At 35.5% G+C, this 15,459-nt stretch carries 14 protein-coding genes; 1 reads left to right on the forward strand and 13 read right to left on the reverse strand.

The genetic code is table 11. The features are described from left to right. Positions 1-341 precede the first annotated feature (341 nt). Positions 342-1,604, forward strand: coding sequence for a Cdc6/Cdc18 family protein (locus METHO_RS11810; RefSeq protein WP_015313734.1), 1,263 nt, complete (start codon positions 342-344; stop codon positions 1,602-1,604). Between the two features lie 1,023 nt (positions 1,605-2,627). On the opposite strand, the gene METHO_RS11815 is transcribed toward METHO_RS11810, so the two are convergent. The 13 genes from METHO_RS11815 to METHO_RS11870 all read right to left on the reverse strand — a co-directional run bounded on the left by METHO_RS11815 (position 2,628) and on the right by METHO_RS11870 (position 14,988). Next, positions 2,628-4,937: a DEAD/DEAH box helicase gene (locus METHO_RS11815; RefSeq protein ID WP_015313735.1), complete on the reverse strand. Its 2,310-nt coding sequence runs from the start codon at positions 4,935-4,937 to the stop codon at positions 2,628-2,630. Between the two features lie 70 nt (positions 4,938-5,007). Beyond that, positions 5,008-5,184, reverse strand: a complete 177-nt coding sequence (locus METHO_RS13800; protein WP_015313736.1) for a hypothetical protein — start codon at positions 5,182-5,184, stop codon at positions 5,008-5,010. A gap of 330 nt (positions 5,185-5,514) precedes the next feature. Beyond that, the gene (locus METHO_RS11820) at positions 5,515-6,036 is read right to left on the reverse strand and encodes a hypothetical protein (protein ID WP_015313738.1); all 522 of its coding nucleotides are present in this window, start codon (positions 6,034-6,036) and stop codon (positions 5,515-5,517) included. Positions 6,037-6,067: 31 nt separating this feature from the next. Beyond that, positions 6,068-6,940 carry a hypothetical protein gene (locus METHO_RS11825; protein ID WP_015313739.1) on the reverse strand — a complete coding sequence of 291 codons (873 nt, stop codon included), beginning with the start codon at positions 6,938-6,940 and terminating at the stop codon, positions 6,068-6,070. Positions 6,941-7,042: 102 nt separating this feature from the next. Beyond that, positions 7,043-7,411, reverse strand: coding sequence for a hypothetical protein (locus tag METHO_RS11830; RefSeq protein WP_015313740.1), 369 nt, complete (start codon positions 7,409-7,411; stop codon positions 7,043-7,045). 104 nt (positions 7,412-7,515) lie between these two features. After that, positions 7,516-7,935: a hypothetical protein gene (locus METHO_RS11835; RefSeq protein ID WP_015313741.1), complete on the reverse strand. Its 420-nt coding sequence runs from the start codon at positions 7,933-7,935 to the stop codon at positions 7,516-7,518. A gap of 113 nt (positions 7,936-8,048) precedes the next feature. Next, a complete protein-coding gene (locus METHO_RS11840; RefSeq protein WP_015313742.1) occupies positions 8,049-8,534 on the reverse strand; it encodes an SLOG family protein in 486 nt (161 codons plus the stop codon). Between the two features lie 574 nt (positions 8,535-9,108). Continuing rightward, positions 9,109-10,080, reverse strand: coding sequence for a ribonuclease HIII (gene rnhC / locus METHO_RS11845; protein WP_015313743.1), 972 nt, complete (start codon positions 10,078-10,080; stop codon positions 9,109-9,111). Positions 10,081-10,255: 175 nt separating this feature from the next. Continuing rightward, positions 10,256-10,561, reverse strand: coding sequence for a hypothetical protein (locus METHO_RS11850; protein ID WP_015313745.1), 306 nt, complete (start codon positions 10,559-10,561; stop codon positions 10,256-10,258). 128 nt (positions 10,562-10,689) lie between these two features. Then, positions 10,690-10,995 (reverse strand): hypothetical protein, encoded by a 306-nt coding sequence (locus tag METHO_RS11855; RefSeq protein WP_015313746.1) that lies wholly within the window; start codon positions 10,993-10,995, stop codon positions 10,690-10,692. 263 nt (positions 10,996-11,258) lie between these two features. Further along, the gene (locus tag METHO_RS11860; protein WP_048831345.1) at positions 11,259-12,593 is read right to left on the reverse strand and encodes an RNA-guided endonuclease InsQ/TnpB family protein; all 1,335 of its coding nucleotides are present in this window, start codon (positions 12,591-12,593) and stop codon (positions 11,259-11,261) included. Positions 12,594-12,828: 235 nt separating this feature from the next. Continuing rightward, a complete protein-coding gene (locus METHO_RS11865; RefSeq protein WP_015313748.1) occupies positions 12,829-13,074 on the reverse strand; it encodes a hypothetical protein in 246 nt (81 codons plus the stop codon). A 534-nt stretch (positions 13,075-13,608) separates the two neighbouring features. Next, positions 13,609-14,988, reverse strand: coding sequence for an RNA-guided endonuclease InsQ/TnpB family protein (locus METHO_RS11870; RefSeq protein WP_245546408.1), 1,380 nt, complete (start codon positions 14,986-14,988; stop codon positions 13,609-13,611). Between the last annotated feature and the right edge of the window lie 471 nt (positions 14,989-15,459).

A 15,459-nucleotide genomic window follows, 5' to 3' on the forward strand; every position in this document is an offset into this window, starting at 1 on the left:
TTGTCTATTTTTTTATTTTGTTAACTTATATCATTTTGGTAAATATACACTTGTTTGCCAATGTAATAGTAATTTCATTTTATCCCAGATAATATTCTTCGTATATTATAAACCCAAATAATATCCTTGTCTGTTTTTCATAGATTTTTATTATATTTAAATATTCCGTATAACTTGTATATCAAAAAACGATTTTTACAAAATAAGAAATACTTGTTACATTAGCAATGTAGTGTACATACACTTACGTTGGTATTATTGGTTACATTGGTTACAAAGACCAATTAGATTTATATATTAGTATATACATGTGTTAAATAAAAAAAGTATGAAGGAATAAGATGGCTGAAAATACAGTTGATGTAAATAAAATACTGTTTAGTGGCTCAGTATTTTTAAATCCTGATGCTGTGTCGCCAGGATATAAACCTAAATCTATAAATGAAGTCATGCATCGAGTTGATTTTATCGAAGCATATACTACACATTTTAAGAAAACTGTAATGGGTTTTGATTCTTCTAATCTTCTTGTATTTGGTAAAACTGGAACTGGAAAAACAATGGTTACTAAGTTAATGATGCAAGTTATTAGTGAAGCTGCACTTCAAAATGGTATTGAAGTTTTTCCTGTTTTTGTTAATTGTAATGTTACTTATTCTGATACGATGGTTCTGCGTTTCCTTATAACACAATTTGAGGAAAAATTGGATTTACCTCATGAAAAATTAGTGAATAATTTTTCAGAATACTATAATCGTTTGACATATCTAATGACTAAATATGGAAAAAGCATCATTATTATCTTTGATGAGATAGATAAACTTACAAATCCCGATATCATAAATAATTTTTTACGTATTAAAGAAAATGATGATATGAAGCGCAATGTGTGTATTGTGGGAATATCAAATAGTTTATATTTCACAAAAAACCTTGATCCGCGTACGAAAAGTGCTTTATCACAAACAGAAATAACAGTTGAGCCATATGATGCAGTTCAACTTGAAGAGATATTATGCTATCGTGCGAAATTGGCTTTTAAAGATGGAGTAATTGATGATATGGTTATTCCTTTATGTGCCGCACTTGCAGCTCAAGAACATGGAGATGCTAGAAGGGCTATAGATCTTCTAAGAGTATCTGGTGATATTGCGGATATGAGAGGAGATAAGATTATCCAATCAGAGCATGTTCGTGAAGCAAATACAAAAATTGATTCTGATAAAACGAAGAGAGTTGTTACTCGCCTTACTCCCCAATCGAAGACAGCGTTTCTTTCATCATTGTTGTTATTAAATAAGCCAGGAACAAACACTGTAATTACTAGTGATATTTATAATGTTTATTTACAAGTGTGTGAACAAATTGGAATCGATGTATTAAGTGCACGTCGGTTTAATGATTTGATTGGTGAGCTCTCTATGTTAGAGCTACTTTATACAAAGAAAACTTCACGGGGAAGAGGAAAAGGGGTCGTGAATATGGTTGGTATTGATGTTAATCTCGATTCCAATATAATTTTCGATTGGATATATGAAGATTCTCAATTTTATAGTATGAATGGCAGAAAGCAATTGACTATTTATAATCAATTAAAGTTTTGATTTCTTCATTGAATCAATATCCTGCTACTATTTTCATATTTACATTGGCAATGAAGTGTCTACGTTTGTTGATTTTCATATTTACATTATCAATTCTATCTCTTTAAGTCTACTGGTATTGTTTTTACATTGGCAATAAGGTGTCTAGGAATTATTTACAAATTTACATTGGCAATGAAGTGTCTACGTTTGTTGATTTTCATATTTACATTATCAATTCTATCTCTTTCAGTCTAATGGTATTGTTTTTACATTGGCAATAAGGTGTCTAGGAATTATTTACAAATTTACATTGGCAATGAAATGTCTATTGTTGTTGATTTTCATATTTACATTATTAATTCTATCTCTTTCAGTCTACTGGTATTGTTTTTACATTGGCAATAAGGTGTCTTGGGATTATTTACAAATTTACATTGGCAATGAAGTGTCTACGTTTGTTGATTTTCATATTTACATTATCAATTCTATCTCTTTAAGTCTACTGGTATTGTTTTTACATTGGCAATAAGGTGTCCTGGGATTATTTACAAATTTACATTGGCAATGAAGTGTCTACGGTTGTTGATTTTCATATTTACATTATCAATTCTATATCTTTCAGTCTACTGGTATTGTTTTTACATTGGCAATAAGGTGTCCTGGGATTATTTACAAATTTACATTGGCAATGAAGTGTCTATTGTTGTTGATTTTCATATTTACATTATCTATTCTATCTCTTTCAGTCTACTGGTATTGTTTTTACATTGGCAATAAGGTGTCCTGGGATTATTTACAAATTTACATTGGCAATGAAGTGTCTACGGTTGTTGATTTTCATATTTACATTATCAATTCTATCTCTTTCAGTCTAATGGTATTGTTTTTACATTGGCAATAAGGTGTCTAGGGATTATTTACAAATTTACATTGGCAATGAAGTGTCTACGGTTGTTGATTTTCATATTTACATTATCAATTCTGTCTCTTTCAGTTTACTGGTATTGTTTTTACATTAGCAATAAGGCGTCTAGGGATTATTTATCTTAAAAATAGATTACGAAGTATCTTTGCTATAATGCTTCTAACCGTGATTTTTGGCTTATTCTCTTCCATTGCTAATAATTCAGTATTCGGTGTTTCAACTACTTTTTCTTGCTCAATTTCTGTTATCAGCATATCTTTTTTTGTTTCTGTTTGTTGTTTTTTCTGAGCTTCAATTTCATCTATTACTTTGAATAGGTCATAATCAATACCAAGGGAGTTAAAAATCTCAATGGATTTATTGAGTCCAAGTATTTCAATAACATCTTTTAGTGGCATTGTTTTTAAGATGTCAAGTGAATCGATTTTGTTATCATACAGCTTTTTGGATGATAATCTGTCAATGGATGTTGTTGTCATCAGAGCAAGCATTTCATTGTTAGCACCCTTTTCAAGCATTTTCTCAATATCAGAGACAGTGCTTGTCCAGATGTTCTCTTGCATTTCCATGATTTTCCGGGAAGCGTAGACTAACCATTTTGCTGTTGATATGGTGTTTTTCAGATCGCCTTCTCCAATTTTATAGTTCCTCATTATTGTTTCTATTGGAGTTCCATTAATCCATTCCATTAGCATTAGAGCTGTTTTAATGCTTCCTATTTCCTGCGGGGTGATCTGGTTTATTTTGGTTGCATTTATCCACGGAATTTCGTTACTTCTTTCGATGATGATATTTTCAATATTCTTCCTTTCGTCTGCAGTAAAGGAAGTGTTTTTCATATTTGGAGTCGAACATATTATACTCATCAAATTGAAGGGAGTAATGAATAATGATTTTTCAATCTTGCTTGTTATTATAGATGCTGTTTCCGGGTAGATATATACTACGGATACCATTTTCCCAAAAGGAGTGGATTCTATCCTATCGCATATTTCAATCATTTTTCTTCGATGCAGTACTTTAATACATTTCGTTGTTAAGTTCTCAAAATCAGCATCTGGGTTCTGGAATCCAAACAATGTTTTCCGGAGGAAGTGATTGATATCTTCGAGTGTATTGGCGAATTTGTTATTTATTGTAGCTAATAAATGAGTTTCAAAGTGGTTCTCTTGTGCTAGATTTGATATAACAAGCTCTGCCTGTGCATTGATAAACGTTGCTTTGAGTTTTTCTATATCCTTTTCAGATTCAGCTATGAGTACGCTTTCTCCATATGGATCAAGATGTGGTCTTCCTGCTCTTCCGGCCATTTGTTTATAATCAAGTACGGGAATTGGACATCTTCCCTGGCCAGGATTGAATCTTTTGTAATTTCTTATAATTACTCTTCTTGCTGGTAAGTTAAGGCCTGCAGCTAGAGTGGGTGTGCAGGTTATTATTTTAATTAATCCATTCTTGAATCCTGATTCTACGATATCTCTTTGTTTTTCATTCAGGCCTGCATGGTGAAAAGCAACTCCATTTCTGATGCATTCGGATAAGATAGGGTTAGACTGTTCTTCTCTATCGAGTTCAATAGATAGTTTGTTGAGTTCTTCCCTATTCTTTTCAGTAATTAGTGGAGAGATATGCTTACTGAGTTTCTTTGCAAAATCAGAACAGCTGTTTCGACTTGTTTCGAATACAAGGCACTGCCCTCCGATATTTACGGTATCGATAGCAATATTTATTGAAGGATCATTAGTTATTGGATTTATATCAATACTGTACTTACTGAATTGTATCTTGTTCTGGAAAAAGATACCTTCTCTAAGGTCTGCTGGTCTCCAATCTGTAGTAATTAGTTCAGATTGAAGCCACCTTGCGACTTCTTCTGCATTTCCAACTGTTGCTGATAGACTGACAAATTGGATTTGAGAGTTTTTTTCTCTAAGCTTGGTCGTTACCATTTCGAGAGTAGGGCCTCTGGTCTTACATGCAAGAAGATGAACTTCATCAATAACAACGCATGTAACATCATCAATCCAGGATGCTTCTGATCGTAGCAGAGAGTCTGCTTTTTCAGCGGTGCAAACGATGATATTACATTTTTCAAGCCACCTATTATCAGTGTTGTAGTCACCGGAAGCAATACCAGGGTTTATTCCAAGAGGAACAAAATCCTTAAAAGAGGTGTATTTCTCTTTTGCAAGAGCTCTAAGGGGAACAATGTACATTGCTTTCTTCCCTTTAGATATTGCTTTTAGCATTGCAAGTTCTGCAAGAAATGTCTTTCCGCTTGCAGTTGGAATTGCACAAAAAACATTTTTTCCTTTAAGTAAACCCTTTTCCATACACTCTGCTTGTGGAGGATATAGGGTTGTATATCCTTTGTTCAAGTAAAAATCGATGTAATTCTGTGGAAGGTCGAGTGTATTTATGTCCATGCGTAGTTCTCCTGTAATTACATGGACTCTGTTTGTCTTTTTTTGTTCTGGGGGAGCTGGCAAAAGAAGATTATATTTCGTATTCAGGCAATGGACCTGAAATCCATATATTTCTTGTATTTTCTAATAGTTCTATTGCTGAGCACAACGAGATATCAAGATCAAGTGCTTTGATTGCAATGAGTTTAGAATCTTCATTTGGAAGAACATCTAAAAGTTCATCAAATTCTTCTTGTGACCGTGGCATGTGATTTTCCTTGCGTTGATCTGTATTAATTTAATATTCTCTGAGCAATCTTTTCAAGTTGACGTATATGCCCTTCCTGAAAAAGCTGTTTGATAATATCTAAAGAAAAGAGATTTGATTCATTTTCAGTGTTGAATATAAATTTCCCATATGTATCTTCAGTGAATAGCAGTATTTGTGTTGTCATACAAGATTCCTTATGATTTCGATTTTCTAAAATAAGATAAAAAAAGAAAGAAGATAATGATAGCAAGAGGTAGATCTATCATTGGCCGATATTTGATAGAGGCTGAAGGGTGTTTGTTTTTTTGAGAAAGGGATTACTGGATTTCACCCCAGTAACTTTTCAACGATTGGCTGATACTTGGCCACGATTTCAGGGGAAAGGTTGTTCTTCTCAAGTCTCTCTGAAAGGAAACCAGATAGTTCCTTGAGATAGATTTCCTGTGTTTCTGCACTTGCCGGAGTTACGGATTCTGCACGGATATTGATTATTCTTGTATGGTCTTCAGTTTCAAAGGATGTCAGCTTTCCGATGATGGAGATAATGCTGTGAATTGGTATTTCTGCAAGTTGTGCAGATGCTTCTGGCTGGTATTCTCCTGCAGTAACATAAATTGGTCCACTGGGATCTGCTACCTTTGCTTTCCAGAATGTCTTTTCCTTTCCTATATCTTCCTTTTCCATAAGAGCTGCCACAAGGAAGACTTTGCTTGCTTCCTCACCGGTTTCTGTTACGAATATCCGGGCTTCGTTATCAAGTCCTTTGATTGGTACGGCTTCTTCAGCTATAATGTTCTTCATTTCTTCAATGGTCAGACGCTTTGCTACTGGATTGTATTGATTGCTCATGGTTATTACCTCGAAAATTTGTATGGGTTTTTTACTCACCCATAGGAGTTATCTCGCATGCATTCAGGTATGTGGACTTCATATCCAGCACTATTGTGGATATGTATTTCCCAACGAACATGTTGGTCTGTGCTTCTCTGACAATGCTATGGTCTAAGGCATCTGCGGCCATTGCAAGTGCAGTATCAAGGGTCATTCCGGTTATCTTTTCGGTGAGCTCTCTTCCTGCTACTATCTTAGATTCCTTGCGTCCATCATCAATGGTCAATATCAGGCGAAGATCGTATATCCCTTCTACAGTTCCATGTTGTTTACATGTTCCCTTGTAGAGAGAAGCTTCACATACCGGACATCTCTTAATGAGACCACTTCCGGGTGCAACCTTTGTGACTATGCCGACAATTTCTTTCTTTTCGGGTACATAGTTGATTGCTTTATCAGAGACTGCAAGCTCAGATGACTTGTTGACTGATATCTGTGGATTCCCGTTGAATGGGTTGCATACAACATTCCGGAAATCGATGGTCTGTCCTTCTTCTATAAGAGGAACATTGGCTGTAGACCAGATTGTGAATATCACTGAGCCTGTTTCATCGCCTGCAACACCTTTCTGAACGATATTATTCTTCTTTTGATCAAAGATCTTGATTACCTTGAGGGTCATATCTACCCAAGTTCCCTCTTTCATTTTTTCAAGCTCTATGACAGTTGCTCTGGTCTTTGAGCTGGATTTTTTTATTTCAATTCCAGCATTCTTAGCATACATATTAAGTACAGCTATGGATGCTGTCTTTTCATCAACTTTGAAGTTTAACCTGAAAGCCTGTACTTTGCTCTCAACTTCTGCTTGTTCAACTGCGATTCCATTCTTTCCGAGTGTTTCCACTATTGCTGTTGCGTTCATTTCTCTCACCTAATTAATTCAACTACCTGTTTGTCTTTTTAACAGGGGTTTGACAATTGCATTTGTATCTCTGGTTTTTTTGTTTGTTACCAGTTTTTGCAATTACACTAAATCTTTGTTTTTTTTGACTTGATGCATTCGTTCCTTTGCTTCTGGGCTTTGAGCTCTTTCAAGCAGGCCATATTTTTCAAGAAGCTTTTCTGGCAGAGATCCATAGAAGTATTCTGACATATCTTCTTCATATCCTCCAGAATATCTCATGGGGATGTTGGTTCCTTTCTGGAATGTCGCAGAGCATTCTGAGCAGACAAAGTCCTTGAATGAACCATGATTGTAATCAACACTAAAGGTTCCCGGGCAGATTTGTTGATGAAGTTCCAGGAAGAGTTTTTCGTTTCGTATAGGGATATCGTCTCCAAATTGCTGTCTTTTCTTTTCTGTTTCCTCTGAAAGTTTCTTGAAATCAACCACTTAGATCACCACTAGTTTCCTTTGCTTTTTTTTGCTATTAGCATAAGCTAAAAGAATTGTAATGTACCCAGACCTAATATTGTTTTTTTAAAAAAAGAAAAATATCAAAGTGAAAAAACCGTGAACCGATCATCGAGAATATCCTCGATAAGAGGTTTCACCTGCTCCCATTTGAGTCCACCATTGCCACATCCGGGTTTTGAGAGTCCACAAGAAGAGTCTATAGGGAGTATATCAGCAATCTTCCTTGCAGATTCCCTGATGAGTGAGAGATCAGAAGGATCCTTCCAGTTATACTTTGTAGGGAAAGAGACTATCCTGTATTCTGGTACAATATAAGGAATATTTCCGTTCTTCCTTACATGTTCTGCAAGGATACGTGGCAGGCCAGGATATCTTAGAGATGCCTGTTTTGCAACTCCGGCACCCATGACAAGTGTTCCATTCTTCTTGATGATGCTATTGGTTGTAACAGCAGTATAATCACAACCAGAATTCCATAGATCGCCCTGACATTCCTTCATAGTTATCGGAAAATTGTGTGTCTTTTTTTAAAAGCCAATAAGAGTATTATGTTAAAGTATACCTAATATCTAATGTATTTTTTATCTATAAGGATTTAAAATCGTATTGAAAATTAGATATTAATAACAATAACCTTCTTTCTTACAAGATTAAGTTTATGAATAGTGTAACATGTTCCTGAATTAGAAGATCCATCCCATACTGCAATGGCCATATCTGCATCATGAACCATAGCATCATTTCTCTGGAGGAAAGCATTTTTCGAACCTTCCTGGGAGATGATTTTTGCAACTTTACATTTTGCAAGGATTTCTCTATACCTTTCCTGTGATTTCTTTGGCCACTTTGATTCCTGGCCAGTAAAAGGGATGTAAGCATAAATTGGAATATTCTTCTCTAGACCAATCTCTGCGAACCAAGTGTCTACACCTTGAGCAAGTCCAGTGATTATCTCGATTTTAGGATCCTCAAGAAGAAGCAGTTCCAGCTGCATAGAGAGTTCCGTTTTGATTCTCTTTGTAACAGGATTGTTTTCATCATATCCACCAAGTCTTTCTGGTCTGTGTCCTGTAATCATAACTTTCATTTCAATCACCATTTATATGTATGTCTTTTTCAGGTAGATCAGGACAGATAATCTTAGAATGGTAGAATGATGATTGTGAACTACCCTCCCTACCATCCTTTGGATGTCGAGGAAGGAGACTTTTGCTTAAGGTATTAAAAAAGAGAAAAATTAAAAAAAGAAAGTCTAAGAATGGTTTTTATCGATATTCAGGACAACAATATCTTTAGGGACTGCATTGTTAGTATTGTTTCTTTATTGTGGAAAAGGTCTTATAATGTCATTAATTCTAAAGGGTATATTCATCAATCCAACAGAAACCTTTTCCGAATTTGATAACCTTGACTTTTGTTGCATTGATTACATTGAGTTACGTATTTGTCCTTACATACAATGCAACTGCTCATGAATATCTGATTCTGATAGTTGACATATTTTTGGTTTTGAAATCTCCAGTATCAGCTTCTCTTTCTTTACATCTGTTACATAGTAACATAATATCCTCTGATTTTAATTATCTCTAATCATATAAAAGAATGATTTTTAGGAACGGAAGGGAGGATTGTGTGATTCAAATAGCAGATATACCTCCCGTTCCAGTGGTTATTTAATCGTTTTTAAATGCAACAACCTGTTCGGTTGTCTTAAAATGGAGTTTTGAAACGTTTTTTAGAGCATTTGGTCCATGTGCTTTGACGAATTTCTGTCCTGTGGATATTACATCAGTGGCACCTTTAGGGAATCTCATCTTATAATTGTTAGACATTTCATCCATACATTTCAGAAATTCTGCTCTGGCAAGTATGGAGGCAGCAGCTACAGCAACATTAGACTCAGCATGTGTTTGTTGTATAAGCTTACAGCAAGAACCAAGTGTATTTAATTCATCCTTGAGAATGTTTTCATTATGGGAAAACTGATCTACAAGAAGTGTGGTTTGGGTTGCATAAGCTTTCTTTAATTCGATGTCTATAGTAACAATTCCATTTAACCCACCTAATAAATTCTCAATTCCAGATGCGTGTAGCCACGCTAATAATTTATTGAGATTATTAATTTCATTATACTTCTGATTGTATTCCTCAGGGAGTAGGGTCTCGATCTGATATTTCCTATGTGTCAGTAAGTTAGTAATCTTATCAGCGATATCCAGGACCTGTTCATCTGTGAGTAATTTGCAGTCCTTCACACCAATGGATCGAAGAGTGGATTCGACTTTTCCATCGGTAATACAAACAGCTGCAGTCACTAATGGCCCGAAATAATCTCCTTTTCCAGACTCATCGCATCCGATAAGTGGATATCCGAGATTATCCTGGGAGGGTGTTGCAGTTACATAAGTAGATTCTGCAGGAGAACCTATTATTTTCCGGATTTGGTCTGCATCTTCTCCGTTACCCAACTGAGAGGCATCTATTGTAATTCCTTTCTTCTTGGATGAGTAAATTCTCAAAATCCTTGAATAGGAACCCTTGGATACAGAAAACTGAACTCCGTAGTTGATTGATTGCACATCTCCAACCCGGAATCCATTATTTATAAGATCCGTTCGAATGGTATTTGTTGTTTTTTCAAGCATTTGAATCACACAGGCATATTTGCCTTTTTAGATGTGTTCGATTATCGTTGTTAGTATATAGCCTATTCCTATCGAATAGGGCATTGCTAACAATATTAAACCAATGCACAGGTTCTTTGTAGATGTTCTTTTTATTATTCTGACTATTTTCATCATATTATCACCTAAAAAAGAATTATTCAAAAAGGCCAACATTGACCTTGTATATCGGTGCAGTAATATATCCTGATCTGACTTGTCTTACAAAATCAGTTATTATCCCTGCATCTATAAGAGCTTGAACCATTCCTTTATTTTCATCATAATCCTTGATTATAGCTTCGTCCTCTGCAAGTTGCTCTGCAGGGATGTTAATTGTAGCGGTTGCAACTGGTGCTCCATCGCAGTCATCAATTAGCTGAATAGCAATTCTGCCATTGTTATACTTCAGTTTTTCTGCAATGCAATCCCATTCACCGAACTGTACTCTAATTATTGGCATCTTAAATCACCACAAACATATCTGCTTTTTTTGTTAGCAAATACTCCATATTCTTCAGGACCTCGTCCTAGTCTCTTGATACATTAATAAGTTCTTTCTGGATGATCAATAGGGAAGAAAAAGAAGGATTATGAAGGCACATATTCGGGGGAGAGCCTGTATACTGGGAATTCCCATCCTTGAAATTCAATGTCCCGAATATGCTCAATAAGGATACCGGCATCTATCAGATATTCGGGAATGTCTTCATCTCCCCTGATATCAATTATTGTTTCATCAACCCCAATCTCTTCCTCAGGCATAATAATCGTTATGAATGTGATTGTTTTCTGAGTTTCAGCGTTTATGATACGAATAACAATTCTCCCCATTTCTGTTCGATTGATATCAGCAATACAATCCCATGGCCCATATGCAAATTCATTTGTTTCCATATAATGAACCTACTATTATTGTGAATAAAAAAGATTTGGTTCCTTGGAAAAGGAACGAAAAAAAGAGAAAATCTAAAAAACAAAAGTAATTAAATCGGAGCAACAGGAAACTTATTAAGGGCTTGTATTAAGCTTAATTTTTCGTTTATGTATCTTTCAATTTGGTTCTTAGCTGTTTGTTTGTACTTTCTGTCACTCATGTGAACTACTGCTCCCTGCCAGCTTTCAGCTGTCGAGGAAGGAGCTTCCTACGAGTATTTGTTTCATCTCAAGATCATCCTGTTAGGAATGATCCCGATCAACAAACCTGTTTGTCGTAGATTATCAATTATATTTTGATAGCTTGTCCACAAAGCATTGTGTTTGAAATACCTCAAGAGAATGTTTACAGAACTATTACAATCTCTATCAAGAATGTTACCACAATAACTACATTCATAAGTTCTGTCGTTAAGTGACATATTCTTGATCGTTCCGCAAACACAACATTTCTTTGAGGTATAGGATTCATCAATTCTTATTACTCTCTTACCCAAGCTTTCAGCTTTGTAGGTTAAGAATTGAGCAAATCTTCCTATATGTCCTGAATTATGAGTACCACGATTGGTACTCCTATCTTTTTTACTTGTTTTTGGCTTAGAAGAAGCCATTTGTTTTACATCAAGTTTACCAATGATAATAGTATTAGCATCTGTATTCTCAACAATATTTCTGGTAATTTTATGCTGGTTATCTTTGAGTTGATTAGATGATTTTCGTTTCATCCTACCAAGGTTGTTATGCAATCGTTTCCATTTTCTGCTGTTCTTCTTACAATGGTCTCTTCGGGATTGGATCTGTTGAATTTTAGGTTCCCAGTACTTATCTGGTCGTCTATTAACTAATTCATTGAATTGACCATAAGAATTAACCATCGTTTGTTTGATTGTACCAATATCAATAGCAAGATAACAATCATTATTACTATGCTTTACTGCAGGTATTTCATATGTAATCGAAATGTAAAAGTCATTGTCTTTCTGATAAACACTAATCTGAACAATATCAGTAGCCGTACTAAATATTCTTTCTTCAAGCAGAGTAGCAGGAAGTTCAAATATCAAAGGTATTCCAGATGGATGCTTATGAGAGAGACCAATGAAAATCTTGTCTACATCAGAATACTCTACTTCCTGTTTATGGATTCGAGTATCCATAGACTTGCTTACAAGAATATTACCTTTAGTATCAGAGATCTCAAATCCTGACTGATTATAGATCATCGTAGTGAAATACTTCTTGCCTTTGAATCCAGGAGGTCTAGCTTTGACATCCTTATTCTTTCTTAGATTGAAAAAAGACCTATAATCATTGTCTAGACACTTCAGGGTTCCCTGCAATACTTTGGAATATACCCATTTATATTCAGGAAATTGTTGTTTGAGTTCGGGTAACTTGTTCTGTTGCTGAATGTAGCTGATCTTTATTTTGTTCTTATATGCATCATGACGTTCTTTCAAACCAAAGTTATAGATAAGTCTGCACTTTTCAGATAGATTCCATAGAACAGATTCCTGTTCCAAAGTAACATCTATCTTGATTGGTAATGTCAACTGCATACAAAAACCCATATATTATAGCGATAATAATGTATATAAGCATTAGCATGATACTGATTTTTGTAACAAAAGTATCTTTCTCATCCCCCACCTGTCGCTACGCTCCGAGGAAGGGGACTTCTCGCTTAGAAGTTAAATCACCGGAAATTTGTTTGTCTTTTTTCCGGTGTTAGCTACCATTAGTGATGTGTAACAGCAATTATGAAAAGAACGATGCCAATAATTGTGAAGACAATCATAAGCATCGCCTCACATGTGTATAGTTGATGTTACCATATGGAATAGTAATATTATTAAGTTGAGCGCGTGTACGTCCAAGGATTCTCCTCTTGGTAAGTTCTATTTTACCAATGCTATGCAGATGCAATAGCTTTTCTTTTACATTCTCCAGAGGATAGCCAGATTGCTCAAGCTCTCTCAAAATTGGTGCAATAGAAGTTTCTCTTTCCGGAATGAGGTCCATTATTTGTACTTGTGTCATTTTATTCCTCATTCTTTTGTTTGGCTTTTGGCTAGGTACAAAAAGACAAACTACAAGAGTGTCACAAGTGAACTCTATCAAAAAAGAATAATTGGAAAGTGCGGAACTCTACGAGTATAAGTAGAGTTCCTGTTTGTTTGAGCGACAGAAGAATGTATGCAATTTTTAGAAAATAGAAATGGAGTTTTGCCTCCCGATAGAAACCGAGAGGCATTTTGGGAGTTGGAGTCTGTCTAAGTTAGACTCTTGCCTGGATTGGTTCCACCTGGATTTTAACCAGGTACTATGGACCCATTGGAACCATGGTGGTGGTGGGGACTCTGCTGATATTGCTGTAAAATACAGAGTCCCTATGTGTTGGTTGGTAGTTACAAATTTTCCGAAGCATGAAGTGGACAGAAAATATTCTACCGTGGACCGGATAGATAAATTTCATACCACTTCGATATCATATTACTACTCAAACTATATGAACTACTCCCTCCTAATCACTTTGCAGTGATTTGAGGAAGGAGCTTCCTACGAGTATTCGTATCATTTCGGTATCATTCTGGTTGGAATAACCCCGATCAACAAACCTGTTTGTCGTAGATTATCAATTGTGTTTTGATAGCTTGTCCACAAAGCATTATGTTTGAAATACCTCAAGAGAATGTTCACAGAACTATTGTAGTCTCTATCAAGAATGTTTCCACAATAACCACATTCATATGTTCTGTCATTAAGTGACATATTCTTGATAGTTCCGCAAATACAACATTTCTTTGAGGTATATGATTCATCAATTCTTATTACTCTTTTACCCAAGCTTTCAGCTTTGTAGGTTAAGAATTGAGTAAATCTTCCTATATGTCCTGAGTTATGAGTACTTCTATGAATGCTTTTTTCATATCTACTATCCTTTGGTTCACTTGAAGCCATTTGCTTTACATCAAGTTTACCTATGATTATGGTATTAGCATCCGTATTATCGATAATATTTCTGGTAATTTTGTGCTGGTTATCTTTTAACTGATTAGATGATTTTCGCTTTATCTTACCAAGGTTGTTATGAAGCCTTTTCCATTTTCTGCTGTTCTTCTGGCAATGATCTCTTCTGGATTGAATCTGTTGGATCTTAGGTTCCCAATACTTGTCTGGTCTCCTATTCTTCAACTCTGTGAATTTTCCGTAAGAATCAACCATGCTTTGTTTCGAGACACCAATATCGATAGCAAGATAAGAATCATTGTTATTATGCTTAACATCAAGTACTTCATAAGTAATCGAAATGTAAAAGTCCTTGTCTTTCTGATAGATATTAACCTGAACTATATCAGTAGCCTTGCTGAATATTTTGTCTTCAATCAAAGTAGCAGGTAATTCGAACTTTAGTGAAACTCCAGATGGATGATTGTGTGAGAAGCCAATGTATACTTTATCCTGTTCAGAATACTCTACTTCTGGTTTGTGTATCCTGGTATCCATGGATTTGCTCACAATAACATAACCATTAGAATCAGATATTTCAAAACCAGACTGGTTATATAGCATAGTAGTAAAATATTTTCTACCTTTGAATCCAGGTGGTTTTGCTTTCTTATCCTTGTTATTTCTCAAATTGAAGAACGATTTGTAATTATTATCAAGACACTTCAAGGTTCCCTGTAATACCTTGGAATACACCCATCTATAATCAGGAAACTTTTTCTTAAGTTCAGGCAACTTATTCTGTAGATTAACATAACCTATTCTAGTCTTATTTTTGTAAGCATCCTGACGTTCTCTCAGACCAAAGTTATAGATAAGTCTACATTTCTCAGATAGATCCCATAGAACAGATTTTTGTTCTGGAGTAGTATCTATCTTAATTGGTAACGTCAACAGCATATGAAAAAACCTATATCTTATAATGAGACTAAGATATTTAAGCATTAGTATCTAATGATAATTATTATTGAATAAGACGCATTCATCTCCCAGCTTACGCAAGGAGACTTCTGCTTAATATGTTAAACATATGTCCAAAAATAGAAAAGTGAGGTATTGGCTCCGGGTTGGAGATGCCCGGAGCTGGATTTAGATATTATTTGGATAGGAGAAAGACATTAATAAGGAGGTCTTTCTCCTTGGGGAGTCTGGGGGTAGGTTCCATCTGGAATTCAACCAGCCGTGGAACCACATAGGAAGTGGAGAGCCTGCAGGAGAACAGACTCTCTAGCTGTGGGTTCCGGCAGGACTTGAACCAGCTAACCAGCAAGGAGGTATCTGGCATCGGAACCATTTGATTTTCATCTTTTTGTTTGCCTTTTTGTGTGGTGGAAGGAGGACTGCATCCACTACAGGCCTCCTTTATGGTTGTGTGTTGGGTGGTACGTTCCTAAAACGGGGTCCTTTCCGGACTTG

It is taken from the genome of Methanomethylovorans hollandica DSM 15978, from assembly GCF_000328665.1.
Classification (GTDB): Archaea; Halobacteriota; Methanosarcinia; order Methanosarcinales; family Methanosarcinaceae; genus Methanomethylovorans; species Methanomethylovorans hollandica.

Coding starts and splice junctions, on each gene's coding strand:
- METHO_RS11860 (WP_048831345.1), bottom strand. CDS start 12,593: ATGCAGTTGACATTACCAATCAAGATAGATGTTACTTTGGAACAGGAA.
- METHO_RS11835 (WP_015313741.1), bottom strand. CDS start 7,935: ATGAAGGAATGTCAGGGCGATCTATGGAATTCTGGTTGTGATTATACT.
- METHO_RS13800 (WP_015313736.1), bottom strand. CDS start 5,184: ATGCCACGGTCACAAGAAGAATTTGATGAACTTTTAGATGTTCTTCCA.
- rnhC (WP_015313743.1), bottom strand. CDS start 10,080: ATGCTTGAAAAAACAACAAATACCATTCGAACGGATCTTATAAATAAT.
- METHO_RS11825 (WP_015313739.1), bottom strand. CDS start 6,940: ATGAACGCAACAGCAATAGTGGAAACACTCGGAAAGAATGGAATCGCA.
- METHO_RS11810 (WP_015313734.1), top strand. CDS start 342: ATGGCTGAAAATACAGTTGATGTAAATAAAATACTGTTTAGTGGCTCA.
- METHO_RS11855 (WP_015313746.1), bottom strand. CDS start 10,995: ATGGAAACAAATGAATTTGCATATGGGCCATGGGATTGTATTGCTGAT.
- METHO_RS11865 (WP_015313748.1), bottom strand. CDS start 13,074: ATGACACAAGTACAAATAATGGACCTCATTCCGGAAAGAGAAACTTCT.
- METHO_RS11820 (WP_015313738.1), bottom strand. CDS start 6,036: ATGAGCAATCAATACAATCCAGTAGCAAAGCGTCTGACCATTGAAGAA.
- METHO_RS11870 (WP_245546408.1), bottom strand. CDS start 14,988: ATGCTTAAATATCTTAGTCTCATTATAAGATATAGGTTTTTTCATATG.
- METHO_RS11840 (WP_015313742.1), bottom strand. CDS start 8,534: ATGGTGATTGAAATGAAAGTTATGATTACAGGACACAGACCAGAAAGA.
- METHO_RS11850 (WP_015313745.1), bottom strand. CDS start 10,561: ATGCCAATAATTAGAGTACAGTTCGGTGAATGGGATTGCATTGCAGAA.
- METHO_RS11815 (WP_015313735.1), bottom strand. CDS start 4,937: ATGGACATAAATACACTCGACCTTCCACAGAATTACATCGATTTTTAC.